Source organism: Kutzneria sp. 744 (assembly GCF_000568255.1).
GTDB lineage: Bacteria > Actinomycetota > Actinomycetes > Mycobacteriales > Pseudonocardiaceae > Kutzneria.
Genome location: NZ_KK037166.1, coordinates 3,507,230 through 3,508,911, shown reverse-complemented (window position 1 = coordinate 3,508,911; position 1,682 = coordinate 3,507,230). Strand labels below are relative to the sequence as shown.

2 protein-coding genes are annotated in these 1,682 nt (G+C 72.3%); one reads left to right on the top strand and one right to left on the bottom strand.

Annotation, left to right across the window (positions count from 1 at the left end):
• Nucleotides 1–36: 36 nt before the first annotated feature.
• Complete coding sequence (locus KUTG_RS15640) at nucleotides 37–960, bottom strand: LysR family transcriptional regulator (RefSeq protein ID WP_052394613.1); 924 nt, start codon at nucleotides 958–960, stop codon at nucleotides 37–39.
• Between the two features lie 151 nt (nucleotides 961–1,111).
• Here KUTG_RS15640 and KUTG_RS15635 point away from each other — a divergent pair.
• Nucleotides 1,112–1,682: LLM class F420-dependent oxidoreductase (locus KUTG_RS15635; RefSeq protein WP_043729501.1), on the top strand; the 571-nt coding region annotated here is incomplete at its 3' end.

Here is a 1,682-nt window from a genome sequence, read left to right as displayed (position 1 = left end):
CCAGTGAGGAAGTGGCCTGGTCGATCACGAGGGTGGTCAGCGGGCTGCGCCGACCGGCAGCAGCATGTGCTGACGGGCCGGCGACGGAACCGGCCGATCGATCGGCGCCGCGGCGTCGTAGCCGGTAGCCAGCACCGCGGCCAGCAGCGCGCCGGCCGCCGCGTTCGACCGCTCCGGGTGCGCGAGCATCAGCTCCCACGCCGGCGTCTCGCCCTGCAACTCCACGAACCGCACCCCGGCCCGGCCGCGTGCGGTGGTCCGAGGCAGCACCGCCACCGCCAGCCCGGCCGCGACGACGTCCAACATCGTCTGCACGTCGTCGGCGTGGAATCCGACCTTGCCGCCGAACTCGTTGCCACCGCCGGGGAACTCCACCAGCGTCTCGGCCCGCAGCTCGGCGAGACCGACCGAATTGCGCTGGGCGAACCGGTGATCCGGCCCGCAGGCCACCACGGGCCGCTCGGGCCGCACCGGCGCGACGGTCACCCCGTCACCGCCGGGCAGGCGGTTGGCCGGCGTCAGCAGCAGGGCCAGGTCCAGCCTCCCATCCCGGACCTGGTCGAGCAGCCGCGCCGAGGAGTCGTGGCTCAGCGCCACCTCCACGTCGGGGTGCGCCCGGTGGAAGCGGCCGAGGGCGGCCATGAGGTGGCCGTGGTCGACAGCCCGTGACATACCGACGCTGACCCGGCCCCGCAGCCCGCCCTGCACGGCGGCGACGGCCTCGCGGGCGGCGGTCACCGTGCTGAGCGCGCGGCGGGCCTCCACCAGCAGGGCCCGGCCGGCGTCGGTCATGCGGACCTGGCGCTTGTCCCGGACGAACAGCTGGGCGCCGAGCTCGCGCTCCAGCGTCTGGATCGATGCGGAAAGGCTGGACTGGGCGATGTGCAGTCTCCGGGCGGCCCGAGTGAAGTGGCACTCCTCCGCTACGGCGACAAAGTGCGTCAACTGGCGCAACTCCATGCTGATCACCTGGTTCTCGGCGGTATTCGGACTGGCAACAGCACGCGGCGTCACCGATGACCCTAGGACCGTGACGGGGGGAGCGGGCAATGTCTGATGGATTCATTAGTGCCGAACGGCTCCACTGGCGCGGGGTGGCTAGGTTGTGCTCGTGGACTTTCGGATCTTCACCGAGCCCCAGCAGGGGGCTACCTACGATGACCTGCTCCGGGTGGCCCGCGCCGCCGAGGATGCCGGTTACGACGCGTTCTTCCGTTCCGACCACTATCTGAAGATGGGTGACGGCGACGGCCTGCCCGGTCCGACCGACGCCTGGATCACCCTGGCCGGCCTGGCCCGTGAGACGTCGCGGCTGCGGCTGGGCACCCTGATGAGCCCGATCACCTTCCGTCACCCCGGCCCGCTGGCCATCTCGGTGGCCCAGGTCGACCAGATGTCCGGCGGCCGGGTCGAGCTGGGCATCGGCAGCGGCTGGTTCGAGGCCGAGCACACCGCCTACGGGATCCCGTTCCCCGGGCTGGGTGAGCGCTTCGACCAGTACGAGGAGCAGGTCGAGATCCTCGCCGGCCTCTGGGGCACCCCGGTGGGCGAGACCTACTCGTTCGCCGGCAAGCACTACCAGCTCACCGACTCGCCCGCGCTGCCCAAGCCGGCGCAGCGCCCGCGCCCGCCGATCCTGATCGGCGGCGGTGGGGCCAAGCGCACGCCCCGGCTGGCCGCGA